Here is an 810-nt window from a genome sequence, read left to right as displayed (position 1 = left end):
GTGTAACTCAATCAAGTTGTCAAAAAGGTAGCTCGATAGTGGTGTCGCTTGTTCTATTTGTTGCTCGAACGCGGCTTTGCCGTATTTACGAACGTAGCTGTCTGGGTCTTCCCCATCAGGTAAGAATAAGAACTTCAATGTGTTCCCGGTTTTGAGGAATTGAAGTGCGTTTTCTAACGCTCGCCATGCCGCTTCTTTACCTGCTCGGTCGCCATCGTAACAACACACCACGGTATTGGTTTGGCGGAACAACATTTGAATATGATCGCCCGTTGTCGAGGTGCCTAGCGACGCGACGGAATAATCTACGCCGTATTGAGCCAGAGCGACAACGTCCATATAGCCTTCAACCACCAAAATTTGTGCTGGTTCACGATGCGCTTGTAACACTTCGTACAGGCCATAAAGCTCTTTGCCTTTATGGAATATTGGCGTTTCCGGTGAGTTGAGATATTTTGGCGTACCTTCACCAAGTACTCGACCACCAAAGCCAATTACTCGACCACGACGGTCACGAATTGGAAACATAATACGACCACGAAAGCGGTCATAACGGTTGCCTTTGTCGTTTTCAATCAGCATGCCGCCAGTGACAAGCATGTCTTGATTGTCTTTATTCTGGCCGAAGTTTTTACGGACTAAATCCCATTCGTCAGCCACATAACCAATGCCAAATTTCTGAACGACTTCACCAGATAGGCCACGGTCTTTTAGGTATTCAATCGCGACCTTGCTCGAAGGTTGTTTGAGTTGGTTACGGTAAAACTGGGCAATGCTACCCATTAAATCGTATAGGCTGCGTTTTTCACT

1 protein-coding gene is annotated in these 810 nt (G+C 46.5%); it reads right to left on the bottom strand.

Translation table 11 applies throughout. The annotated features are described in order from the left end of the window. On the bottom strand, positions 1-810 hold an 810-nt coding region (gene dnaG / locus R7040_RS25720; RefSeq protein ID WP_318097464.1), incomplete at both ends, for a DNA primase.

This window comes from Vibrio sp. 1069, from assembly GCF_033340555.1.
Note: the sequence above shows the minus strand (reverse complement) of the source record. Positions and strands in the feature narration are given on the sequence as shown.